The organism is Pseudomonas sp. JL23, assembly GCF_056933585.1.
In genome coordinates this window covers 3,100,248-3,124,495 of sequence record NZ_CM167795.1, presented here as the reverse complement: position 1 = coordinate 3,124,495, position 24,248 = coordinate 3,100,248, and the positions used below count along the sequence as shown (strand labels likewise).

General features: G+C 59.5%; 21 protein-coding genes and 2 tRNA genes. 10 read left to right on the top strand and 13 right to left on the bottom strand.

What is annotated here, in order from left to right:
* Nucleotides 1-41: 41 nt before the first annotated feature.
* The 3 genes from AC1Z24_RS14620 to AC1Z24_RS14610 form a co-directional block, all read right to left on the bottom strand.
* The gene (locus AC1Z24_RS14620; RefSeq protein ID WP_483746253.1) at nt 42-308 is read right to left on the bottom strand and encodes a hypothetical protein; all 267 of its coding nucleotides are present in this window, start codon (nt 306-308) and stop codon (nt 42-44) included.
* Nucleotides 309-436: 128 nt separating this feature from the next.
* Complete coding sequence (locus tag AC1Z24_RS14615; protein ID WP_483746252.1) at nt 437-5,989, bottom strand: trifunctional serine/threonine-protein kinase/ATP-binding protein/sensor histidine kinase; 5,553 nt, start codon at nt 5,987-5,989, stop codon at nt 437-439.
* A 4-nt stretch (nt 5,990-5,993) separates the two neighbouring features.
* The gene (locus AC1Z24_RS14610; protein ID WP_483746251.1) at nt 5,994-6,356 is read right to left on the bottom strand and encodes a response regulator transcription factor; all 363 of its coding nucleotides are present in this window, start codon (nt 6,354-6,356) and stop codon (nt 5,994-5,996) included.
* Nucleotides 6,357-6,718: 362 nt separating this feature from the next.
* Between AC1Z24_RS14610 and AC1Z24_RS14605 the strand changes: the two genes are divergently transcribed.
* The 3 genes from AC1Z24_RS14605 to AC1Z24_RS14595 all read left to right on the top strand — a co-directional run bounded on the left by AC1Z24_RS14605 (nt 6,719) and on the right by AC1Z24_RS14595 (nt 9,584).
* On the top strand, nt 6,719-7,441 hold the full coding sequence (locus AC1Z24_RS14605) for a pirin family protein (RefSeq protein ID WP_483746250.1): 723 nt from the start codon (nt 6,719-6,721) through the stop codon (nt 7,439-7,441).
* Nucleotides 7,442-7,647: 206 nt separating this feature from the next.
* The gene (locus AC1Z24_RS14600; RefSeq protein WP_483746249.1) at nt 7,648-8,481 is read left to right on the top strand and encodes an NAD-dependent protein deacetylase; all 834 of its coding nucleotides are present in this window, start codon (nt 7,648-7,650) and stop codon (nt 8,479-8,481) included.
* 149 nt (nt 8,482-8,630) lie between these two features.
* Complete coding sequence (locus AC1Z24_RS14595; protein ID WP_483746248.1) at nt 8,631-9,584, top strand: 2-hydroxyacid dehydrogenase; 954 nt, start codon at nt 8,631-8,633, stop codon at nt 9,582-9,584.
* 48 nt (nt 9,585-9,632) lie between these two features.
* Here AC1Z24_RS14595 and AC1Z24_RS14590 read toward each other — a convergent pair whose 3' ends face one another.
* The 3 genes from AC1Z24_RS14590 to AC1Z24_RS14580 all read right to left on the bottom strand — a co-directional run bounded on the left by AC1Z24_RS14590 (nt 9,633) and on the right by AC1Z24_RS14580 (nt 14,342).
* Nucleotides 9,633-10,226, bottom strand: a complete 594-nt coding sequence (locus AC1Z24_RS14590; RefSeq protein WP_483746247.1) for a hypothetical protein — start codon at nt 10,224-10,226, stop codon at nt 9,633-9,635.
* Between the two features lie 168 nt (nt 10,227-10,394).
* A complete protein-coding gene (locus AC1Z24_RS14585) occupies nt 10,395-11,291 on the bottom strand; it encodes an alpha/beta hydrolase family protein (RefSeq protein ID WP_483746246.1) in 897 nt (298 codons plus the stop codon).
* A gap of 165 nt (nt 11,292-11,456) precedes the next feature.
* A complete protein-coding gene (locus tag AC1Z24_RS14580; RefSeq protein WP_483746245.1) occupies nt 11,457-14,342 on the bottom strand; it encodes a bifunctional diguanylate cyclase/phosphodiesterase in 2,886 nt (961 codons plus the stop codon).
* A 252-nt stretch (nt 14,343-14,594) separates the two neighbouring features.
* Between AC1Z24_RS14580 and AC1Z24_RS14575 the strand changes: the two genes are divergently transcribed.
* From AC1Z24_RS14575 to AC1Z24_RS14565, 3 genes are all read left to right on the top strand, one after another.
* Nucleotides 14,595-15,218, top strand: coding sequence for a DUF5666 domain-containing protein (locus AC1Z24_RS14575; RefSeq protein WP_483746244.1), 624 nt, complete (start codon nt 14,595-14,597; stop codon nt 15,216-15,218).
* A gap of 124 nt (nt 15,219-15,342) precedes the next feature.
* The gene (locus AC1Z24_RS14570; protein ID WP_483746243.1) at nt 15,343-15,711 is read left to right on the top strand and encodes a hypothetical protein; all 369 of its coding nucleotides are present in this window, start codon (nt 15,343-15,345) and stop codon (nt 15,709-15,711) included.
* Nucleotides 15,712-15,893: 182 nt separating this feature from the next.
* The gene (locus AC1Z24_RS14565) at nt 15,894-16,250 is read left to right on the top strand and encodes an NUDIX hydrolase (RefSeq protein WP_483746242.1); all 357 of its coding nucleotides are present in this window, start codon (nt 15,894-15,896) and stop codon (nt 16,248-16,250) included.
* Nucleotides 16,251-16,421: 171 nt separating this feature from the next.
* Here the strand turns inward: AC1Z24_RS14565 and AC1Z24_RS14560 are convergent, their stop codons facing one another.
* The 3 genes from AC1Z24_RS14560 to AC1Z24_RS14550 form a co-directional block, all read right to left on the bottom strand.
* A complete protein-coding gene (locus AC1Z24_RS14560; protein ID WP_483746241.1) occupies nt 16,422-16,727 on the bottom strand; it encodes a hypothetical protein in 306 nt (101 codons plus the stop codon).
* 5 nt (nt 16,728-16,732) lie between these two features.
* On the bottom strand, nt 16,733-16,981 hold the full coding sequence (locus tag AC1Z24_RS14555) for a hypothetical protein (RefSeq protein ID WP_413299169.1): 249 nt from the start codon (nt 16,979-16,981) through the stop codon (nt 16,733-16,735).
* Nucleotides 16,982-17,127: 146 nt separating this feature from the next.
* A tRNA-Val gene (locus AC1Z24_RS14550) sits at nt 17,128-17,204 on the bottom strand.
* Between the two features lie 613 nt (nt 17,205-17,817).
* Here AC1Z24_RS14550 and AC1Z24_RS14545 point away from each other — a divergent pair.
* A complete protein-coding gene (locus tag AC1Z24_RS14545) occupies nt 17,818-18,249 on the top strand; it encodes a hypothetical protein (protein WP_483746240.1) in 432 nt (143 codons plus the stop codon).
* A 230-nt stretch (nt 18,250-18,479) separates the two neighbouring features.
* Here AC1Z24_RS14545 and AC1Z24_RS14540 read toward each other — a convergent pair.
* Nucleotides 18,480-18,556, bottom strand: a tRNA-Val gene (locus tag AC1Z24_RS14540).
* Between the two features lie 182 nt (nt 18,557-18,738).
* Between AC1Z24_RS14540 and AC1Z24_RS14535 the strand changes: the two genes are divergently transcribed.
* Nucleotides 18,739-20,022: an NAD(P)/FAD-dependent oxidoreductase gene (locus tag AC1Z24_RS14535; RefSeq protein ID WP_483746239.1), complete on the top strand. Its 1,284-nt coding sequence runs from the start codon at nt 18,739-18,741 to the stop codon at nt 20,020-20,022.
* 118 nt (nt 20,023-20,140) lie between these two features.
* Here AC1Z24_RS14535 and AC1Z24_RS14530 read toward each other — a convergent pair whose 3' ends face one another.
* A complete protein-coding gene (locus AC1Z24_RS14530; RefSeq protein WP_483746238.1) occupies nt 20,141-20,800 on the bottom strand; it encodes a peptidase C39 family protein in 660 nt (219 codons plus the stop codon).
* Between the two features lie 247 nt (nt 20,801-21,047).
* Between AC1Z24_RS14530 and AC1Z24_RS14525 the strand changes: the two genes are divergently transcribed.
* Complete coding sequence (locus tag AC1Z24_RS14525; RefSeq protein ID WP_483746237.1) at nt 21,048-21,224, top strand: hypothetical protein; 177 nt, start codon at nt 21,048-21,050, stop codon at nt 21,222-21,224.
* Nucleotides 21,225-21,280: 56 nt separating this feature from the next.
* Here AC1Z24_RS14525 and AC1Z24_RS14520 read toward each other — a convergent pair whose 3' ends face one another.
* Nucleotides 21,281-22,042 carry a TerC family protein gene (locus AC1Z24_RS14520; protein WP_259104985.1) on the bottom strand — a complete coding sequence of 254 codons (762 nt, stop codon included), beginning with the start codon at nt 22,040-22,042 and terminating at the stop codon, nt 21,281-21,283.
* Nucleotides 22,043-22,175: 133 nt separating this feature from the next.
* Between AC1Z24_RS14520 and nhaR the strand changes: the two genes are divergently transcribed.
* Nucleotides 22,176-23,078: a transcriptional activator NhaR gene (nhaR, locus tag AC1Z24_RS14515; RefSeq protein WP_483746236.1), complete on the top strand. Its 903-nt coding sequence runs from the start codon at nt 22,176-22,178 to the stop codon at nt 23,076-23,078.
* Here nhaR and AC1Z24_RS14510 read toward each other — a convergent pair.
* Complete coding sequence (locus AC1Z24_RS14510) at nt 23,075-24,226, bottom strand: MFS transporter (RefSeq protein ID WP_483746235.1); 1,152 nt, start codon at nt 24,224-24,226, stop codon at nt 23,075-23,077. The two genes, nhaR and AC1Z24_RS14510, sit on opposite strands and share 4 nt — an antisense overlap.
* Nucleotides 24,227-24,248: the final 22 nt, after the last annotated feature.

Here is a 24,248-nt window from a genome sequence, read left to right as displayed (position 1 = left end):
GGTCCCACAAATTCACGCCCATACAAATGTGCTGGCCGCGATTACAACCTCAACGGCAAACCTACTCGCCCCAACAAACCGGCCAGTTCCCGCCACGGGAACGGGTCATCGCGCCCGGCGCTGCAGGCCGGGCGGTGAGTGAAGGCTTCACAGGCCTGACTGGCCGACTGCGAGGCCTGGCATTGGGTACAAATCAGCTGCCCACGCAGTAATGACCAGCGAAAGGCCCAACTGGCCAGGCGATCACCTGGGCAGACACTTTCGCTCATGGCGGCGGCGATCTCGTTGATCACAGAATTATCGGACATGCTCGCCCTCCCTTCCTTGTCCCGGATTTGACCCTGTTTATGGTCGCAGGTCCGGCCCGCGCCGTGTCGGCTGGATGGGGACAAGGACGGCCATCGAGGTGCACCATTCGGCCAATTACCGGCTCAGGTCACGCGCTCTGGCCGATACCCGGCAAGGTGAAGACAAAAATCGTCTGCCCGGCGCGCCCCTGAAGCATATGCAGCGTGCCGTCCTGGGCACTCATGATCGACTTGCAGATGGCCAGGCCCATGCCCATGCCGGTGGTTTTAGTGGTGAAGAACGCATTGAAAATCTCGTCGGCATGGCCCGCACTGATACCCGGCCCGGTATCTTCGACCGTCACCACCACCTGTCGTCCGGCCTGCACGCTGGACGTGAGGGTCAAGACCCGGTGCGGCGGATCGACTGAAAGCATGGCGTCAACAGCGTTCATCACCAGGTTGTAGATGACCTGTTGCATCTGCACGCCGTCGGCATGCACCTGCATCGGCGATGACTCGAGCAGCGTGTGCACCGACACCAGTTTCTGCTCAATCTCCCCGGCCGTGAGCAACAGCACCCGGCCAATCACTTCGTCGATCAACAACGGGCTGCGGCTCGAGACCTTCTGTTTGGCCAGGGCCTGCAGGGCATGGACGATATCGGCGGCGCGCTTGCCGTCCTTGGCAATATCATTCAGCCCTTCCAACGCCTCCTGGACCTCGGGTACCTCGCGTCGCAGCCAGCGCACACTGGCGCTGGCGTTGGAGACAATGGACGCCAGCGGCTGATTGATTTCATGGGCAATGGAAGCGGCCAGTTCGCCCATGATGGTCGAGTGGCTGACCTGGGCCAGCTCACGCCGGGCGTTGCTCAGTGCAGTCTCGGTCAACTTGCGGTCGGTGACGTCCGAGGTAACGCCGACGAAGACCGCCCCTTCCGCTGGCTCGCCCAGCGTTTCCAGGTATTTGATCGACTGATCGGGCATTACCGCACGGAAGCCATGGCGGTAGGACTGGCGCGTACGACGGATTCGCTCGAGCCGGGCCTTGAGGCGCGGTCGGTCGTCCGGATGCACCCGCTCCAGCAAAGCCGGGCTGCTCGGTGGATTGTCGGACTTATCAATGCCCCAGATGGCAAACATCTCATCGGACCAGAGCATCTGGTCGGTGGTGGTATCCCATCGAAATGCCCCCGAATGAATGATTTTCTGGCCGATAGCCAACAGCGCCTGAATGTTGCGCAGCTCGGTCTCGGAGTCCCGGCGCCGCTGGTTTTCCTCCAGCACTTGCGCGTACAGGCGCGAGGTTTCCAGAGAGATCGCCGCCTGGGCCGCCAGCAGTTCGATCACCGCGATACGCGACTGGGTGAAGATGCCGCAGGCCAGTGAGTTCTCCAGGTACAACACGCCGGTGACCTCGCCCTGCTTGAGCAACGGCAGGCAGAGCACCGCACCGCCCGCTGCCGTGCTGAAGAACTTGTCGCCGCCAAAACGCTCATCTTCGATGACCTGATCCAGGGCCACCGAAGTGCGCGTGCGGATCACCGTATAGATGATCGACAGCGGCAGCCGGGCGTCGTCCAGGCTGCTGTTGGCCAGCTCGACAATGACCCCCGATTCCCGCGCCTGCCCGGTGGCGACGATCATCGGCACGCCCTTGTCGATCAGGATCAACAGGCCCCGGCTGGCGCCAGCGTGTACCAGGGTGTTGGCCACCAACAGTTCGATCAGCCGGTCGAGGACGATTTCCCGTGACAGGGCCTGGGAAGCCTTGATCACCGAGACCAGATCCAGATATTGCTGGCCTTCGCGCAAGTCGATGGACGAGCGCGAAGTAGTCGGCTGGTCACGCAGATACAGATACTCGGCCTCAAGACTGCGCACCTTGCCCATGGCGCCCCAGCGCTGGTAGTCCTCCCGGGCGGTGCGGCGGTGGCTGCGGGCCGTCGTCGGCAGACCCAGTTGCTCATGGCAGCGCCCCGCCAGTTCATGGGCAAGGGCCTTGATATGCACGAAACCGCCCGTGGTAGCCTGGCCGATCGCCGATTCGAACAGACGCATGGCAATCAGCGGCTGGCCCTGGATACGCGCGACTTCGGCTTCGACGAGCAGCAACTTGTCGAGAAAACTCAAGGGATTGAGGTCAGCCCACAGGCGCAACTGCGCCAGATGCGGCTGCAAGCGCATCAGGGTCCCGCCGATATCGTTGATATCGCTCAGCGCCGTCAGATTCAGTGCGCTGTACATCTGCAATTCCATCAGGTGGATATGCGCCGGCGTACTCCAGGCCAGGATTGCCGCGCGCTCCAGCGCCTGTCGGGACTCTGCATGGCGAGCCTCGTAGAACGCCGCCACGCCCTGGAAAAACCACCACCAGAACTGTGCCGGGACCATCTCGCCGCCCATTATCTGCTCGCCCAGCTGCTGCGCCGCTGGCGATGTCAGCAGGTCCCGTTGACCATCAGCCAGCGCCTGGACGAACAGTGCCTGGTTCCTCAAAATATTGCGGCAATCCCCGGCATCCAGAACCTCGGCCAGTGGCTGCCCCTCTTCCAGGCATTGCTGCACCTGCGCCAGGGGCATACCCATGACCAGCATCCCGGAAACCCGTTGGTGCGTGACATAACAGGCCAGAGACGTCTTGCCTTCCGCCTGGCTGAACAGCAAAGCCTTTTCCGCGCACTCCTGAGAGAACGCCAAAGGACGGATCCACACGCTGACCTGCCCCAGCGCCATCAGCACCGCCCCTTCGAACAATCGATAACCCAGACGATTGACCATGCGCCCGGCCAGTTCGGCGTAACGCATGCCCTGGTCATACAGGCCCAGGCGCTCGGCCAGGCTGACACCGAACCAGGCAATGCCCAGGGAAGACGCCGGACAGCGGCCGTGATCCAGGGTGATTTCGACCATGGTGCACAGCACCTGAAACAGCCTGTCGTCGTCAGTGAAGGACGCGGCCATGACCATCCCGGCGAGCAGCCCCATGATCGCTTCGATTCGCGGATCTTCCAGTGGCGGCAGCTCCAGCAACGAGGCAATGCTGCGCCCGCCCATGCGCTGCTCGATCCGGGCAAACGCCTGCCGGGCGTCGAAAGTATCCGGCTCGCCGGACAGCCGGATATCGAACATGCTCAGCCCGAGCAATGCCGCCTCCACTGCCGCAACATACTGACCGGACAGCGACAGGGATTCGACTTTCAGGCTATACAGCGCCGATATTTCCCCCTGCGAGCGGGCGCGCTCAAGCAGTTGGCCGATGCAGGCGTCCGCTTCTGCGTATTCGCTGCGGCGAATCAGGCATTGTATGTACAGCAGCTCCACGGCATGGCTTTGTGTGTAGTGACTGTGCCAGCGCGACTCGCTACCTAAAGCGCGAGCCTGGCGCAGGTACTGCAAGGCGAACGGCAGCGCGGCGGCGTCCCGGGCGCGATGAGCGGCCTTGAGCAGGATACTGATGAATTCGCTGGTATCGCTTTCGCTCAGGGTGTCGTGGGCGGCCTGGCGAATATGCAGGGCAATGCGAAACAGCACCGCCTGGGGCTCCTGCTGGCTGATGCCGCGAATCAACAGACGGGCAATCCGGGTATGTTCCCTGGCCCGTTGCTCACTGGGGATCAGCAGATATGCGGCCTCACGTACGCGATCATGACTGAACAGCAGGCCGGCCTTGTCCTCGATCAACAGCCCGGCTTCCATGGCCGCGACCAGTTGCTTGCGCACGCTGCCGATGCGCTGCTCGCTGACACTGGCAATGTCGGCGTAGTCCGCGCGGCTGCCGAGCAACGCCATCAGCCCCAGCAGAGCGCGGGTTTCTTCGGGCAGACGACCGATCCGCGCGACCATCAGCTCCACCACGTTGGGCGCCACCGGGAAGCGGCGAATGGCGTCAAGATCCCACTGCCAGCCGGCGCTTGCGCCTGTGGTGCTGATCAGGCCCTCTTCCAGCAGGGTGCGGACCAGTTGGTTGATAAAGAACGGATTGCCGCCGCTCTTGAGGTGAACGATATCGCTTAAAGGAGCCAGAGACGGATCGTTCCAGCCCAGCAGGCCGGCCAGCATTTCCCCGGTCGCCGAGGGCTCCAGACAGGCAAGATTCAACTCGGTGAAGGGGCTGGGCCGCTCACGCAGGTCGCTGAGTAATTGGCGGAAGGCATCGGAATGCTCGTAGGACCATTCCCGGTAGGCACCAATAAACAGGATATGGCGCGGCTGTTGCGCGGCCATGTAGCTGAAGAAACCAAGGGTATCGTCGTCCAGCCATTGCAGGTCGTCGAAAAAGATCACCAAAGGCGCCTGAGGCCGGGCGAAGGCCAGGATGTATTCGCGCAGGGCGTCGTTGAAGCGGTTGGCGGCGTCGTGCTTGCTGATTTGCGGGATGCCGGGCAAGGGGCCGGTCATCAACTCCAGTTCAGGTATCAGCGGCAGCAGCAGGCGACCGTTGCCTGCCAGCCCGCGTAACAGGCGTTGGCGCCACATGTCGAGCGTCCGTGGCGACTCCCCCAGCACCCGCAGGAGCAACGCGCGCAACGCCAGGGACAAGGCAGCATAGGGCGTGGTAGTACGGGACTGATCGAACTTGCCGGTCGCCAGCATCACATGACTGCCACCCAGATCACGGTGCAGCCGACGTACCAGAGCGCTCTTGCCGGTGCCGGTCTGGCCGCAGATCAGCATGATCTCCCCTGTGCCGGTAGTACTCACCCGGGCAACGCAACGGTGCAGTTCGGCCAATTGTGCTTCTCTGGCAATCAGGCCCGAGGGAAACAGACGCGAGCCGGCGTGCCCGTCCTTGCCTGGCTCGAAAGCACGGATATGCTGGAATTCGCTCCATTGCACCAGGCACAGGCGCAAATCGTCCTCCAGGTCCTGGGCGCAGGCATAACGCTCGGCCGGGCTCTTGGCCAACAGTTTGATAATCACCGCGCTCAGGGGCGCGGGAATGTCATCGCGATGCTGCTCGGGCGGACTCGGTTGCCGGGCCAGGTGCTGATGCAACCATTCGACCGGATCATCGCCCTCGAACGGCAGGCGATGGGTGAGCATTTCATAGAACGTCACGCCCAGGGCGTACAGGTCGCTGCGCTCATCGATCTGGTTATTGACCCGCCCGGCCTGTTCGGGGGACATGTAAGCCAGGCTGCCGCTGATGGCATCGACGGCGCGGGGGCCGGCAATATCCGGGTGGCTGCTGAGCGCAAACGCCGTCAGGCGAATCACACCATCTTCGCCTTCGATGAAATTGCAGGGCTTTATATCGTGATGCAGCAGGCCGCTCGCGTGGGCGCGCCGCAACGCCTGGGTGGCACCGATGGCCTGACGCAAGAACACCGAGATGGACAGGACTTCACTGGCGCTTTCGTGCAGTGAACGACCGCCGGATTCGTCCAGGATCAACAACGGCCCATCGGCCGACGACAATAAGGCGGCAGGCACCACGGCCCAGGCCGGATCGAGGCATTCGCGCATGGCGTATTCGTGCTGAATGCGCCTAAAGACATTCTCCGTGGCCCTTGCCGCCGGCCTGATCACCAGCCATTCACGACTGGCCTGGGGCGAGCGGACTCGATAACGGGCAATCTCGCCGTCGACCAGCAGCAACAGCCAGTCCAGTTGCTGCAACCAGTGCTGGTTGTAGTCAGCGACCTCCCTTCTGCCGGTCATTGCCGCTGGCGACTGAAATGAAGGGAGTTGGCTCATCGGGCTACCTGTGCAGAACGGCTTGGGAGATCGCGGATAATAAAACGTCTGCGGAAAAAGGCTTGGCTAAAAAGCATTGCGCCCCGCCACGCAGGGCCTGGTCAATGGCCTCCTGATCATTATGCGCGGACATGCAGATGACCGCGATGGCCTTGCCCGCATCGTTGAGATGCTGCTGTACCTCAAGGCCCTGCATGCCATGCATGCGCAGATCAAGCAGCACACACACCGCCTGATCTACCGCCGAGGAGGCAAGAAAATCCTCCCCGCAGGCAAAACCCAGCGAGCGGTAGCCTGCGGACCTGAGCAGGTTGCCAAGGCTTTTTCGCACAGAGGTGTCGTCATCGACGATGCAGACCAGGACCATAAACGCATCTTCACGCAGTCATGGCAAGGAAGGCTGCCCACTGGGCGCAGGCATCCGCAGAAGATGCGCTAGCTTGCCGTCCGTGTCGCATCCTTGGCTTGTAGTGTGCGTCCCATTGCGGCGGCGCGTTGGTCTCCCTGTGCTTTTTATATGCCTGATATACACAGCTTCTGCAGGACCGGCTGCAGTCGGCAGAAGAATCTGCAAGATTTTCAATCGCGCAACAACTGTCAACTAAAAAGGGACAGTTATTAGCTTTTCAGCTACTTTTTGCACTTACTCATGGACATTAACCTTCTCCACATCGACGCCATACGCGTCAGGCGAGCGCACCACCCTGCTCGCCTCTACCGGAGAAGATCATGCTGACTATTCGCAAGGCATCGCAACGTGGCATCGCCAACCATGGCTGGCTGAAGTCCTTTCATACCTTTTCCTTCGCCCAGTATCACAACCCGCGGGAACAGGGTTTTTCCGATCTGCTGGTGATCAATGACGACCGCGTCAGTGCTGGTATGGGCTTCGGTCAGCACCCCCATCGCGACATGGAGATTTTCTCCTACGTGCTTGAAGGTGCACTGGAACACAAGGACACCCTGGGCACCGGTTCGGTCATCCGCCCTGGCGATGTGCAACTGATGAGCGCAGGCAGCGGCGTGGCCCATAGCGAATTCAACCACTCGAAAACGGCGCCAGTACATTTCCTGCAAATCTGGATCGTGCCTGGCGAGCGCGGCGCCAAGCCGCGTTATCAGCAGGAGCACTTTACCAAGGAGCAGAAACGCGGGCGCCTGCAACTGATCATCTCGCCCGAAGGCGCCAACGGTTCGCTGAGCGTGCGGCAGGACGCGCGAGTCTATGCCGGGCTGTTCGACGGCGACGAAGAGGCCACCCTGACCCTTGGTCAGCAGCGCTACGCCTATGTTCATGTGGCCTGCGGCTCGGTGGAGCTCAATGGTCAGCGCCTGGAAGAAGGCGATGGCGTGCGGGTGCGTGAAGAACAGGTCATCCACTTGAGCGGCGGTATCGATGCCGAGGTACTGGTGTTCGACCTGCGGCCGAATGAGTTGCCGCGGATGCCGTAATTGTTGTTAAGCACCGCAAATCACCGACTGGACGAGGCTTTCTTGTAGGAGCGGCTTCAGCCGCGAGGACAATGGGGCAGGCGCCGAAGATGTATTGACTGCACCGACGCCCTCCCGGCTAAAGCCGGTCCTACGGGTTTTCCATACTTGCCCCTTCTGCCATTTCCCAACATGATCCCCCGATGACGCAATCATCGGGGATCCTCATGAATGACATCGAAACCCTTGCTCACTGGATGGCCGTCGGCCCTTTCGCGGTCTTGACCGGCGCGGGCATCAGCACACCCTCGGGCATCCCGGATTATCGCGACAGCGAGGGCGTGCGCCGGGGCAAGGCACCGATGATGTATCAGCAATTCATCGCCGAAGCCGACTCACGGCGGCGCTACTGGGCCCGGGCCATGCTCGGCTGGCCGCGCATTCGCCAGGCACGTTCGAATATCGCCCATCAGACCCTGGCCTGTCTGCAGAGCCAGAAACAGATCAGCGCAGTCATCACCCAGAACGTCGACGCCCTGCACGACCAGGCTGGCAGCCACGACGTGATCGAATTGCACGGCAGCCTGCATCGAGTGCTATGCCTGGATTGCCGCCAACGCAGCGATCGCCAACTGATCCAGGAACTGATGCAAGCGCAGAACCCTTATCTGGCCGGGGTAGACGCGATTCAGGCACCGGACGGCGACACCCTCCTCGACGCCTCCTTCGAAGCGCGCTTCCGGGTGCCCCTTTGCCCCCACTGCAACGGCGAACGCTTGAAACCGGACGTGGTGTTTTTCGGCGAAAACGTTGCCGCCGGGACCGCCGCCAAAGCCATGACCGCCGTGGAACAAGCCGCAGGGTTGTTGGTGGTGGGCTCTTCACTGATGGCCTTCTCGGCTTTTCGTTTGTGCCGCCGTATGGTCGATCAAGGCAAGCCGATAATTGCCATCAATCTGGGCAAGACACGGGCCGACGACCTGTTAAGCCTGAAGATCGAAGCCAGCTGCGAAGAGGTCCTGCCACTGTTGGCCGAGCAATTGTTGGCAAGGGTGGATTAACAAAAGCGACTTGAATTGATGTTGTATGACAACGTATAACGACAGGCAAGGCAGCCTCAATAACAACACCCCTGCCCGGGCCCGTGCCTGCTCAGTCTGCAATGCAGCCTGCTGCGCGACACGCCGTCTGGCGCTGACAAGGAGACAATATGAGCGTCAATAAAGGTAACGTCCTGATCTGGGGTCAGATGCATCCCTCGCTGATGCAGGAACTCAACCGCGACTTCACCGCCCACAATCGCTGGGAAATTCCAGACCTGAACAGTTGGCTGGATGAGCACGGTGCAAGCATTCGCGCAGTGGTCACCAGTGGCGTCTACGGCACAGACAACGCCCTTCTCGAGCGCCTGCCCAACCTGGAAGTGGTCACCAGCTTCGGCGTCGGTTACGACGGCACCGATGTCGAGTACCTGAAAAAGCGCGGTATCAAACTGAGCAACACCCCCGACGTGCTGAACAACGCCGTGGCTGAAACCGCCTTGGCCCTGATGCTCGACGTTTCCCGACGCATCAGTGAAGCCGAACGTTTCGTGCGCGCCGGCTTGTGGCTCAAAGGCAAGTTCCCTCTGGGCTACGACATGACCGGCAAGACCTGCGGTATCGTCGGTCTGGGTAAGATCGGCAAGACCATCGCCAAGCGTGCCGCCGCCTTCGACATGAATATCGCCTACTACCGGCGCGGCCAGGCCTATGAAGGCATCGCCTACAAGCACTACGACAACCTGATCGAACTGGCCAGGGCCGCAGACTTTCTGGTGGTGATCGTACCGGGCACCCCGAATACCGAGCGCATGATCAACCGTGACGTGCTCCAGGCCCTGGGGCCGAAGTCGTTCCTGATCAATGTTGCCCGTGGCAGCGTGGTGGATGAGTCGGCTCTGGTGGCGGCCTTGCTGGAAGGGGAAATTGCCGGCGCCGGGCTGGATGTGTTCGCTGACGAACCCAATGTCCCGGAAGAACTGTTCAAGCTCGACAATGTGGTGCTGCTGCCCCATATCGGCAGTGGAACCCACGAAACCCGTCAGGCCATGGCGGATCTGGTATTCGCCAACCTGACCAGTTTTGTCGACAACAAGACCCTGATTACTCCGGTCCTCTCTTAAAGCGCACCAGGGGGTGTGAAATTCACATCCCCTGGCACCTGTGCCGATTTACACCAGCGCCAGTCTGGCCGCCAGGATCTTGGCGTTTACGTCGGCAGTGGCAGTTTCCTGCTGCTGCTTCAGCGAATCCTGGACTTTCTTATCGATAGCCGCCTGTTGATCAGGCGTCATGCTGTCGTACTCGCTCTTGCTGACCCCAGTCATCTTGTCGCGCAGCTTTTCAGCGGGCGATTCGTTCATGTAAGCCAGAAAGTCCTTGAGCGACGTGCTATGCGAAGTATCCAGGTCCTTTACTACAGCCTCATCACCAGGACCTGGGACCGTGCCAGCCTGGGTCGTGGTGCTGCTGTTATCGGACGCTGCCTGGGCAAGCGCCAGGTTGGAGTCCGCACTGGATTCAAAGGCCGCAGCCCCGGATTTCAACTGCACCAGCAACTTGGCGAAAGATTCGTCATACGTCGAATCCTGCTGGCTGCTGTCGCTGCTCGACGATGTCACCGGCGCAACGCCGGAGGTCAGGGTCGAAGCGTTTGCTGCGGTGTTACTGATGTTGCTGAACGCGTCGGTATTGGCTTCCACCGGCAGTTTGCGAACTGCCTGGGCAACCAGTTGATGCAACGCGGTGTTACCGGCGATATTCATCGAACACCTCCTGTAAGGTTAGGGTGCCTGACAGGCGCAGCAAAAGCGGTGCCAGTCTGCGCACTTTCGTGGCAGCGCCTTGCCAGACAAGAGTTTGAGCATATCGGGCACGTTCTACCGGCAACCTTGGCCGCGTCAAAGCGGCAGCGGTTTGCCGGTTGCGGCCAGTCAAGGACCTGCCTCGAGGAACCGCGCCACAATCGCTGACGCATCACGCTGGACACAGCCGCTGACCTGGCCGGTGCACAGGTTATCCAGCAACAGATATCGCGCCTGTCGGGCATTGGCCGCCAATTGCCGGGCGGGCTCGGGATCGACCCAGTTGTCCTTTGTCGAGGCCATGATCAGCATGCGCGCCTTGATCTTTCTGGCCAATGTTGCCATGTCCGCGCTGCCGACCAGATCGAAGCTACGGATGGCCTGCAACTGACGATAACTGTCGAGGGCCACCGGCGGTGGATGTCCGCCCACTTCCATCTGCCTCAACTGCGCGTCCCAGCGCTGGTGGTCCGCTTCGGTCGGCTTTGGGCTGGTGCCAAGCAACACCACACGGCTGGCATAATCCGGATAGGTGACCGCCCACTGCAACGCCTGCATACCGCCCATGCCCAGGCCGATGATCGCGTGCAGGTGATCGATGCCCAGGTTCAGGCTCAGGACCTGATGCTGGACTCTGACCATGTCGCGAATCGAATAGCTCGGGAAGGCCATATACGGCATGGTCCGGCTGTTGGAAGGCGAACAGGACACACTGTTGCCAATGGCGTCGATGGCAACCACGTACCACTTGCCGGAATCGACCAACCGGCCAGGGCCGACCCACGCCTCTACGTTCACCGTGCTGGCACTGGCCCAGGAGGGAAACAGCACCACATTGGAGTGATCGGCCGCCAGGGTGCCGTACGTGCGGTAACCCACGCGGCACTTCTTCAACTGGCCGCCCTCGACCTTGAGTGAATCAGCCTGTGCGTATTGCTGCTCTGCCGCAAACGCCGACTGCGTGGCGTCTGGAAACAGCAGCAGCAAGGCCACCAGCCAGAATTGCCAACGATAGATCAGGACCATGGAGCTCACCTCTTGGTGTGGGTGAGCGACGCCTGAGCGCTATCGATGGACAGGCTGCGGCGTCGCCGTAAAGCCACGAGCCGCCGAGGAATTCCCATGAAAGCCAACTGCCATGTCGCCGAGCGTTGCGCTGTGGAACTGGGTTGAGCCTAGTTGATCAGTGCTTCACTGCCACTTGGGCAAGCGCTCAATAGGCAATGGCACCGAGAAGAAATAACCCTGAGCCTGTCCGGCGCCGATCTCTTTCAACAGGTCCCAGGTGGCCTGATCCTCCACGCCCTCGGCCACCACCGTCAGGTCCAGGGACTCGGCCATACGCACGATAGCCCGGACAATGGCCCGGCTGCGCGAGCTGGTACTGAGCTCGAGGATGAACGACTTGTCGATCTTCAGGCCGCTGAAATGGTACTGGTGCACATAACTCAACGAAGAGAAACCCGCGCCGAAGTCATCCAGCACCACCGACATGCCGTGATCGGCCAGGGTTTTCATCGACTGTCGGGCCTGCTCGGGTTCGGCCACCAGGGCACCCTCGGTCAGTTCCAGACAGATCCGCGATGGCTGCACAGCAAAACGCTCCAGCAACGACAGGACTTCCCCGGCGAATTCGGGCCGGGTAATGCTGTAGCTGGAGCAATTGACGTGCACCGTCGGCCAGTGGGCGTTTTCGGGCAAGGCCAGGATGGCGACCACTCGCTGCAACATGTACAGGTCCAGGCGACCGATCAGGCGCAGGCCTTCCAGGGCCGGCAGAAAATGCCCCGGCGCCACGACCCGACCGTCCGGTTGATGCCAGCGAATCAGCGCCTCCATGGCCAGCAGGCGGCCGCTCTCGACGCAGACGATCGGCTGGAAATACGGGATCAGCTCATCATCGCGCTTGAGGGCATTGCGCAGCGCGCCCTCCTGCTCCACCTGGTCCGACACTTCGCGGCGCAACTCCTGGTTGAACACGGCGAAACTGTCACGACCGGCATTCTTGACCCGATACATCGCCGTGTCAGCGTCGCGCAGCAGGTCGGTGGGGTCGTTATGAAATTGCTTGTCGGCGCAGACCAGGCCGATGCTGCAGGACGAGAACACTGCGTGACCGTCGACGAAGAACGGCAGATCGAAAGCTTCGAGGATGCGCTCGGCAATCACCACCGCACCATCGATTGGCGTCCCGAACGCCAGTACCGCGAACTCATCCCCGCCCAGCCGCGCCAGCAGGTCGCCACCGCGCATGCAGCTGCGCAGGCGATCGGCGGCCTGGGTCAGCAACAGGTCACCAAAGTGATGGCCAAGGCTGTCGTTGACCATCTTGAAGCGGTCCAGGTCGATGAACATCACCACCAGGGGTTTGCCATGGTTGCGAAAATCCACCCAGCCGGTGTGCAGACGCTGCTGCAGATGACTGCGGTTGGGCAGCCCGGTCAGGGAGTCATGGGAGTTTTCGTGCTGCAACTTGGCATTGGCGTGGTCCAGCTCCCGCGTGCGGTCCTGCACTCTGGCCTCCAGACGCAGATTGGCCGTGTGGATGGCTTCGGTGGCGCTGCGTCGGGACAACGCCGTGTCGATGTGCCGGGACACGAAGGTCAGCAACTCCTGATCGCGCAGGGTATAGAACACATGGGGCGAATAGCTTTGCACTGCCAGTACACCGCGCACGTCGTCGCCTTCGAACAACGGGATGCCCAGCCATGAATAGCTGCGCGCCTGCGTCCTGATGGTGTCGACTTCGCCAGTGTCTTCAAGGCGCGCCGCTTCATTCATATCAATCAGGCATGGCCGTCGCTGGCGAATCACGTATTCGGTCAGGCCGCGCTGGCCACGGCGTGGTGGCGGGCGGTCGACCATGCGTTCATCGGCGTAATAGGGAAAGGTCACTTCGCCGGTGGCGTTATCGAACAACGCGATATAGAAGTTGAGGGCAAACAGCAGCTCGCCGACGATGCCGTGCAGGCTGCCGAACAACTCGGACATATCCCCCGGCTGGCTCGACAGTTCGGCAATCTGGAACAGCGCGGTCTGCAAATGCTCGGCGCGCTCGCGTTCGGCGACCTCCTGGCGCAGCGCAGTATTGAGCGCCGACAGCTCCTGTGTACGCAACAGCACGGTTTCTTCCAGGTCGGCACGGTGCAGGATACGGTCCAGAGCCATGGCCACGTGCCCCGCGACCACCTGGAACAATGCCCGAGCCTCGATGCTGTAGATTCGCTCGGCGTCGTAGACCTGCATCGCCAACATGCCAAACACCTCGTCAGAGGCATTCCTCAGCGGTACGCCCATCCAGTATTCGGGAACATGTCCGACGCAATAGAAACGCTGCTCCTCATGAGCCAGGCGGATGCCTGCCGCGTCGACAAACATCGGCTGCTCCGTGGTCAGCACGTGCCCCGTCAGGGACATCCGCGCATGATCAACGAATTCATAGGCCTCGGCGGCCAGGGCATCAACGTCGGTGCTGTCGACGTAATACGGGTAAGTGATCTTGCCGCTGCGACTGTCGTAGAGGGCCAGATAAAAGTTTTCGACATCGATCAGATTGGCCAACTGATGGTGCACGCCTTCCATGAACGCGCCGCGATCGCGGGTGGAGCTGGCCAGGTAGGTGATTTCGTACAACACTCGTTGAGTGGTCTGCGCCCGGGCCAAGGCATCAGCCTGCATCCGATAGCCCAGACGCAATGCCAGTTGCGCGAATGCCGGATCGCTGGCGGTACTTGCCGGTGCCAGCAACCAACCCAGCGCGCCCTCGCCCCGCCCGGTGTGCCAGCGATGCAGGCCCAGCCCAAGACAGAAGCTGTCAAATTCTTCATGGGGGATATCCGCAGGCCAGTTCGCCAATGGATTACCCTGAGCCAGCAAATGCATCTGATCGGCCGCGCCATAAACCACCCAGTCCGGGCTGCGCAGCTCATTGCGGGCGTTGTTCAACAAGGCCTGAAGCGACTCGTCCTCAATCTGCGTCGGCGGCAGTTCAGGGCTGATGTCCAATGGCTCGACCGCTCGATGATCAGCGCTATCCATCGCGTGTAACGTTGCGTCCATCGAGGGAGGGACATTCATGAAAACTCCAGGGCCAAAAACTGACTGCGCCTATCTTCCGTGGGGCGAGCGGGCGCTGGCAAGCAAGATATTCGATTTAACAACAGACACATAAAGCCGCCCCCACAAAGCCCATACACAACCCATGCCATCGGCTGCCGGTTACAGACCTGAAGCGCCGACCGGCTGATGCGTACATTATGTACCGGCAGACACACCCGCTAAGCTTGATCGACCCGCCAGACATCGAAGTCACAACCACAGGAAGACAACATGCATTCCACCCTTGGCAAACTGCTCAACACCACCGTGCTGGCGGCCTCTTTGGCCTTGATCGCTCCGGCCCACGCCGAAGATGCCCCCGCGCAGCGCATCGGCGTACGCGGCGCAATCACCGCGCTGGACGGCGAAACCCTGAAAGTCCACACCAATCGCGGCGAAGACCTGTCCATCCAATTGCAAAAGGACACCGCCGTACGCGGCGTGACCCTGGCCAATGTCGCTGACATCAAGCCGGGCAGTTATATCGGCTCGGCCGCCGTGCCCCAGGCCGATGGCACCCTCAAGGCACTGGAAGTGCATGTTTTCCCACCGCAAATGGCCGGGACCGGTGATGGTCACCGAGCCTTCGACCTGGCGCCCGGTAGCAGCATGACCAACGGTTCGGTGGGTGATCTGGTAACAACCAACGGCCGCAGCATCACAGTCAACTACAAGGGCGGCCAGAAAACCATCGTCATCCCTGATGACGTTCCCATCGTCAATCTGGTCCCTGCCGATCGCAGCCTGCTCAAGCCCGGTGTCAAAGTAGTGTTGTTTGCGCAGAAAGCCGCCGATGGCAGCCTGACGGCACAGGCCATTTCCGCCGGTGAAAACGGCGTCACTCCGCCGATGTAAAGGCTTCGCAGAGGGCGGCTCACCTTGATCGGACGTACTGCCGCCCCTTCGTCCGCAGCTCATTGACACGCCCTGTTTTGGGGCGCGCAATGGACAACTGCTCACTTAAGAAGGAGGACAACCCATGGCCAAGATGCATATCCTGGCGGGGGATTTTCTTCAGGGCGAAGGTGAATACAACTGTGGTGCCATTATTGTCGAAACCGCCCTGTTTCCCTGGCCCGGCGCCAGAATCAACGCAGACGAAATCCGTTCGGTCACTCCGGCCCCTGGAATCGCCACTCATTCATTGGACACGTTGCGCCCTCAAGGGCTGACAGACAGCCAGTTGCTCGGGCTGAACGCCAACACCGTCGGGCATGGCGGCATACCGACGACCTTCTGGATCACCCTCAAGGATGGTCGCAAGTTACTGACAGAGGCCGATGAACCGACCTACCGCCAGTTGCAGCAACAGGTCGCCATCCCTGGCTTTTTCGCTCATCACGAGTGACCTTCCTTCCGGGCCCGGCGTGCTGTCGGGCTCAACTCTATATTGGACTCATGCTCATGGCATTACGGCATAATTTATGCATATGAACAATATGTGAAGGTTTTGTGACAGCACCTCGTTTCGTCGCCAGCTTCATATTGACCAGGCGCAGCGCCGCAACCGGCTAACGAGTGGGTACACCGATGAAAGAACGAGCAACAGTTATCTGCAAGCGCGACGGCCAGATCCTCTATGTGCGCAAGCCCAAATCCAAATGGGCCCTGCCCGGCGGCAAGATCGAAGCCGGCGAAACACCTCAGCAGGCCGCCGCCCGGGAACTGCGCGAAGAAACCGGCCTGAGCAATCTGGGGCTGATCTACCTGGCTGAGTATGAACAGGCCCAGGTTGTGCACTTCGTGTTCATGGCACTGATCCCCGCCTCGGGCAGGCCACTGCCGAAGAACGAGATTGCCGAGTGCAAATGGCTCAAGATCAAGGATGTCGATGAGCTGAAGACTAGTGAGGCAACACGGTTAATCGTGAAGTCGTTTGCCGCCTAGAATCCCCAAACATTGCAAGCACACTATTAGATAGCATGCTATCTTTAATCCACATTCCGCCTGTTGAGATGCTTGAGGAATGAAAAGCCCTGGCGACCACGAATCGCCGGGGCTTTGTGCTTCAGGCGTTGCGGCAATAAAAAGCTCGGCGCCAGGGCCGGGCTTGGCTGCCTAACGCAGATCGTCCGAAAGCGACGTCTCCTCGTCCGCGGCGGATACGCCTTCAACAGGCGGCTGCTCCCTGTCTTCGGGGCGCTCTGCTCCGGGACCACGCGTCATCGGGTCCAGATTATCGGGATTTTCCGGATCTAAAGACGGTTCGTCCGTGCCAGGCAGTGGCGCCTGGCCTGGGGTTTCATATTGGAAAGTCGAATCGGTAGACATATGCACCTCGCTTCTGAGGTCCAGCAGCTCTGGGCCGTACAGATTTGAGGTGAGGACGGTTGCCGTTGTGCGTTGCAAACGACCAGCGGCCATGCAGATTACTTCGAGAAAGTAATGGTCAGATCATCCAGATCCCCGGCGAACTCAATCTCCCAGTCCGGATGCTCGTCGGCAAGCTGCTGCAGCAGAATACCGATGGCTTCGAAATAGAGGGTCGAACTGACCGCAGACTTTACGCCAGCGCTGACAACCAGGTGTTTTGCTGCGCCTGCAAGGGACTTTGCGGGTAGCTTGCTGTTGATCTGCCGCTTGAGCTCAGCCGAAAGCGTTGCTGCTGTAAATTCCAAAGCCGGATTCCTCTCAACACATAGATAGAAAAGCCCAGCGCATGGGTAAACGTAGGCCTTGGTTTTTTGAACGTTTCCATTGAGCACAAAAAAGGGCAACCCTCTCGGATTGCCCTTCTAGACCGCCCAGCAGAGCGGATTTTGTTTGGTAGGCGCGATTGGACTCGAACCAACGACCCCCACCATGTCAAGGTGGTGCTCTAACCAACTGAGCTACGTGCCTGCTGTGGGAGCGCATTCTACGGATATTGAAAGATGTGTCAACGGCTTTTTTCGCAGTAAGCCCATGAATATGCGGATTTTTTAGTGCCCTTTTTGTAGACGGCCCTGCCTTGCCCACCTGCGGTCATGGCCCACGTCTGCTCAATCACCATGCATAGAGTTTTCGGATTTATATATCGAACGGCTAGCGCATGCTGACGTGCCGAGTGTGCTGTCAGCCACCAAACGGCCCTGCTCAGTACCGTACTGAAACGGCGTTTCCGTAGGAGTCGTCTTTCACCTGCGTTAGCTGCCGAGAAGAGATAGAGAAAAACAAACCCTTGTGCGACTCATCGAAATAAAAGGTGGCACTCCTTATAGACCACCGGAATAAATAAATCCCCAACCACACTTAATATCTGACAGTCAATCGCGAAACGGTATAGCTGGCACAGATCACTTATATTGACCACTAAAAACCACCTGCTAAAAAATTGAACACTCTCGGTACTATCGCCATGCACGAGAATACAGAAATACTCGCAAGAACCCCCCGTGGATGCTTTGTTAGGCTTTGGAGTAGCGCGGGCAGCTTGAGTGGAACTTTATATAAGGGAATCCTCAAGACCGTTAACATGAACAATCACATAGCTCAGCTGTACAATACCGTTTACGAAAAAATGGAGGAGGTAAACCTGATTTATGTGACCAGTATCGAAGCTCAGGACTCTTCGGGTAATCTTATCGATGTGCCTGAGGACGCGCCTCTCATTGATGACTTTGCGAAGCCGGCATCCACTCCTACCACAGGATGGACTGAAAATGCGTGGGCCAACACATCCGACAGGAACATGAATAAGGAACCTTACAAAACGCTGTCTAAAAGCCCTCCTGGCAGTTACCTAAAATGCTGGGGTAACTTCGACAATACGACAATGCCAACAATGCGTGAGGGGCAATTGAAAATGGTCGACTTTGTAAAAAATGTAGCAACCCTGGAAAGCACTACGTATCCAGGTCAGATAGTTGAAGTGCCTTTGGATAAATTTATAGAGTTCACCGGTTGAGGGAGGCTCTGAAAAATCGCCCCCCAAAAAAAGCTCCAACGGAACTTACGGCAATTAATGATCTGTAACTCTTACCAAAGCCCCTCCCTCAAGACATATAATTGGATCAGCACATATTTGAAGAAGGCAGCAATACTATTTAAAGGGCTTTTTTAGGGTGCCGGAAAAGCAAAAAAGGGCCAACCTCTCGGCTGACCCTTTTCTTACCGCCCAGCAGAGCGGATTTTGTTTGGTAGGCGCGATTGGACTCGAACCAACGACCCCCACCATGTCAAGGTGGTGCTCTAACCAACTGAGCTACGTGCCTGCTGTGGGGCGCATTCTACGGATATTGAGATACCTGTCAACGAGTATTTTCGTTAACCCTCTGAATTAATAACCTTTTTATTCAGAGCGCCACCCTCCCCGCCATCCTTGCTCACTGGCGGCATTCCCTTATCTCGGATAGGATCTGAACCTTCGTAAAAAATATAAAACGGGGTTTACAGGATGACGAACACTCCTTATCCGCAGTCCTATTACGCCGCGTCGGCCAATCCCGCCCCTGATCGCCCGGCCCTGCAAGGCGAAGTGGAGACGGATGTCTGCGTGATCGGCGCCGGTTATACCGGGCTTTCCAGCGCGTTGTTCCTGCTTGAGCATGGTTTTCGCGTGGTGGTACTGGAAGCGGCCAAGGTTGGTTTCGGCGCGTCGGGGCGCAATGGCGGGCAGATCGTCAACAGTTATAGCCGCGATATCGACGTGATTGAGCGCACGGTCGGACCGAAGCAGGCGCAGTTGCTCGGGCAGATGGCCTTTGAAGGTGGCGCGATCATTCGCGACCGGGTCAACAGGTACCAGATTCAGTGCGACCTCAAGGACGGTGGTGTATTTGCCGCCCTGACCGGCAAGCAGATGGGTCACCTGGAGTCGCAGAAGCGTCTGTGGGAACGCTATGGCCATACGCAACTGGAGTTGCTGGACAAGAACCGTATTCGGGAAATGGTCGCCTGTGACCAATATATCGGCGGCATGCTCGATATGAGCGGCGGCCATATTCATCCGCTGAACCTGGCCCTGGGCGAAGCGGCTGCGGTGGAATCCCTTGGCGGGGTGATCCATGAGCAGTCAGCGGCCATCCGCATCGAACGTGGCGCGAGCCCTGTGGTGCACACCGCTGAAGGCAAGGTGCGGGCAAAGTTCATCATCGTTGCCGGTAACGCTTACCTGGGTAATCTGATTCCGGAACTGGCCGCCAAGTCCATGCCTTGCGGCACTCAGGTGATAACCACCGAGCCCTTGAGCGACGAGCTGGCAAAAAGCCTGCTGCCTCAGGACTACTGTGTCGAGGACTGCAACTACCTGCTGGACTACTATCGGTTGTCCGCCGATAAACGCCTGATCTTCGGCGGTGGCGTGGTCTATGGCGCGCGGGATCCGGCGAATATCGAAGCGATCATTCGGCCGAAGATGCTTAAAGCCTTCCCGCAACTGGCCGATGTGAAGATCGACTACGCATGGACGGGCAATTTCCTGCTCACCCTGTCGCGTCTGCCTCAGGTCGGTCGGCTGGGGGATAACATTTATTACTCCCAGGGTTGCAGCGGCCACGGCGTAACCTACACCCATGTCGCCGGCAAGGTGCTGGCCGAAGCGCTACGCGGGCAGGCCGAACGTTTCGATGCCTTTGCCGGACTGCCCCACTACCCCTTTCCCGGTGGCACACTGCTGCGCACGCCGCTGACGGCGCTGGGGGCCTGGTATTACAGCCTGCGGGATCAGTTGGGCTTTTAAGCTATTGAGCTGAGTGCACCCAATCTGTAGGAGCGAGGCTTGCCCGCGAAAGCCTTGACGCGAAACACCTGATTAACCGCGTCGTTCAATTCGCGGGCAAGCCTCGCTCCCACAGGTTTCAACGCTTGGCATTCAACGTCTTGACCGCCTCGCCCGCCGCCTGTTCCTGCCCGGCCTGGCCCAGGTCATTGGCCGCTTTCAGCCAGCGCTCGCGATCAACATTGGCGGGCAGTTGCCGTGGTCCCTGGACCAACACCGCCCAACTGCCGGTGCCCTCCCAGGCCGAGGTGAAACTGGAAAAGCTCATCACGTCGTGACGATCATTGCCCGCCTGCAGCACCACGGTCTGCTTGATGCGGTTATAGCCCACCAGGATGCCGTAGCGCGGCGACTTGAGGACCATGCCGTCACCGAAGCGCACCAGGACCGGATAGCCCGCCGCAACCTGGGTCAGCAAAGCATCGAACGTGCGGTCCAGTGGATAGACCACGAAGCCGTAGGCGCGCGCCTGTTCCTGCATGCTCTGCTCGATGCGGGCCTCAGCACCCGGCAGTTTCATCGACTTGCCCAGCAAGCCGGGGGTGATCTGCACCTGCAGGTTGGCCAGCATGGCGGCCATGGCGTGAGGTGCACTTTGGTAATCGTTACCGCGGAAGAAAGGTACGCCGGGGATCTCCACCCGGTCCGGCAAGCGTTTGATTTCAGGCGTCACCGACCCGGCGCAACCCGCCAGAGCCAGGATCAGGCACAGCGCCAGGCCCGTGCATTTGAGCCCCATAAAAGAGTAACGAGGAAATACCGGCAGCATGTTGGCTCACTTAAACAGGTGTCAGGCAACCCGCGACCTGACTCGGAGCACGATCATAGAGCCCTGCACGGCGTCGGTATAGCCTCGATACGCAGTCCGATGCCTTGAATAGATCAAAACGATCCTGCCGCGGCGCCGTTGGTCAACTTACAGAAACATGCCCAGTACTAGACTGTCGATTAGTAAGACTGCATCAATTGCAGGAACCGGAGGTCGTATGAGCCTGGAAATGACTATCGTGATGCTGATCGCCGCATGGCTGGCCGTTGCCAGCGCCATGTTCTGGGGTGTGATGCGAATTTCTCGCCGTCATCACCACCCCGTGGAGCGCAACCACGCCGTCGAGCCTGCTGGCGACAAAGCGCAAAAAGGCCATCACGCGACGGCCCATTGATACGCTTTTTGAATTGGCGGATCGACCCGGATAACCGGATCGATCCGCAACCTTCCTTATCCTTTCGCGGCCTGTGCGGCAGCGCGCTTCTGCCGGGAGCGACGGGACATCATGTTCAAGGCCTCGATACCGGCCGAGAACGCCATCGCGGTATACACATAACCTTTCGGCACATGGGCGCCAAAGCCCTCGGCGATCAGGGTCATGCCGATCATGATCAGGAAACCCAGGGCCAGCATGACGATCGTCGGGTTATCGTTGATGAACCTGGCCAGAGGTTCAGCCGCCACCAGCATCACCACCACAGCAGCCACCACGGCAATGACCATGATCGGCAAGTGCTCGGTCATACCCACTGCAGTAATGATGCTGTCGATGGAGAACACGATATCCAGCATCAGGATCTGCCCGATGGCCGCTGCCATGTTCAGGCTGACGGTAGAACCCAGGTTTTTCCCGCCCTCTTCTTCCTTGTGATCAAAACTGTGATGGATTTCCGTGGTGGCTTTCCAGACCAGGAACAGACCACCGGCAATCAGGATCATGTCCTTCCAGGAAAACGCCTGCCCCATCACCTCGATGACCGGTGCCGTCAGCTTGACGATAAAGGCCACGGTACTGAGCAACGCCAGACGCAGGATCAGCGCCATACTGATGCCCAGGCGACGCGCCTTGGGCCGCTGATGCTCGGGGAGCTTATTGGTCAGGATCGAAATGAAGATCAGGTTATCGATACCCAATACCACTTCCATGACCACCAGCGTCGCCAATGCAACCCAGGCGGCGGGGCTTGAAACCAGTTCCAGAAGATATTCCATCGCGTGCTCCTTGATTGGGTTCGGGGCAGCGACTGCAGCGGCCCGACAGGCAAGCATTCTAGAGAGCGAAACACTTCAGGAAAATTCGTATTTATAAGCGATATACTTCAATTTTTACGAAGTGTTTCCAGATATGCTCAATTACCGTCAACTGCATTACTTCTGGGTAGTGGCCAAGACCGGCAGCATCGTGCGTGCCTGCGAGCAGCTCAACCTCACGCCACAAACCATCAGTGGTCAGATTAGCTTGCTGGAGCAGACTTTCGGCGTGGAGTTGTTTCGCCGCGTCGGACGGCAACTGGAACTGACCGAAGTCGGCCGGCTGACCCTGCCCTACGCCGAGCAAATGTTTCAGTTGGGGGACGACCTGGAATCCATGCTGCGTTCCAATCCGGATGAGCAGCAGATTGTCCTGCGTGTGGGCGTGGCTGATGTGGTGCCCAAATCCATCGTCTACCGGCTGATTTCGCCGACCATGGAACTCAAAGAGCCCATACGTATTACCTGTCGTGAAGACAAGCTGGAAAGGCTACTGGCGGATCTGGCGATTCAGCGACTGGATCTGGTGATTTCCGACAGCCCGATGCCCTCACATCTGGATATCAAGGGCTATAGCCAGAAACTGGGCGAATGCCCGGTGAGTTTTTTTGCCACCCGCAAACTGGCCGAACGCTATGGCCAGGACTTTCCCCGCAGCATGCACGGCGCCCCGCTGCTGATTCCCAGCCAGGAAACTGTCGTGCGCAGCCGCCTGATGCGCTGGTTCGCCCAGCAGGACATTCGCCCGCGCATCGTCGGAGAGTTCGATGACAGCGCCTTGATGAAGGCTTTCGGCAAATCCGGCAGTGGTATTTTCATCGCGCCCAGCGTGATCAGTGATGAAGTGCAGGCGCAATATGGCGTCGAATGGATCGGCCAGACCGATGCAATTATAGAGTCGTTCTATGCCATCTCCGTGGAGCGCAAGGTCAGCCACCCTGGCATCGTGGCGATTACCGAGGCGGCGCGGCACAGCTTGTTTACCCCAGGCGATTAAGCCTCGGCGAGTTGCGGTTTGAGCCGCATCAACAGCAGCGCCAGAACGATCGACAGCAGGATGATCACCGCCGCAGCAAAGCCCAGATTGCTCAGGCCCAGGTGATCGATGACCCGGCCACCGATGATCGCCCCCAGGCCAATACCCAGATTGGCCCCGGCGATATTCAATGAGGCGGCAAAAGCCGGTGCCTGTGGCGCAGCCTTGATCAAACGCACATGACTGACCAGAAACAGCGCCGACTGGGTAATTCCCCAGATCGCCAGAGCCAGAGCCAGCAACGGCGTCGACTGCATGCCCGGCACCACGGCCACGAGGCCCGCCACCATAAAAGTGCAGAACACCAGACTGGCAATCAACGGATGACGGTCGACCATGCGTCCGCCCAGGGAGTTGCCCAGCAGACCCACGGCGCCGAAACCCATCAGACACCAGCCCACCACCGTTCCGTTCAGCCCGGCCAGACGTTCAAGCATATCGGCCAGATAGGTGTAGGCGGTGAACATGCCGCTGAAGACCAACACCGAGAGCAGCACATGGCCTTGCATCAGCGGATCACGCAAGATCTTGAACTGACCCAGCAGCGAAGCCTGGGGCTTTTGCGGCGTCGGCGGCAGGTAGATCGCCAGTAACAGGGCCTTGGCGAAAGCCACCCCGGACAGCAGAGCAAAGGCACTGCGCCAGCCGAACGCATCGCTGATTAAAGTGCCGACGGGAATACCGAAGACCGTGGCGCAGACAATCCCGAAGCCAATCTTGGCAATGGCCCGGCCGGCGAAGTCCGGACCAACGATATCCACTGCGGTCTCACTGGCCAGGGCCCAGAACACCGGCAGGCCAAGGGCAGGAATCAACCGGGCGATGGCCATTACCCCGATATTAGGCGCCAGCGCCGCCACTGCGTTGGACAGGCCGAACAGAATCAGGATGCCGATAAACAACCGCTTGCGTGGGAAACGCGCGCAATAGGCGGTAAGAAATGGACCGAACGTGGCGACGGTGAAAGCGAACAGGGTCACCAACAGACCGGCCTGAGGGATCGTCACCGCCAGGTCCCGGGCCAAGGCTGGCAACAAACCGACAATGACGAACTCTGTGGTCAGCACGGTAAAACCCGCGGCCGACAACAGCAAAATGGGCAACAACATCAAAAACTCCAGGAAAACACGG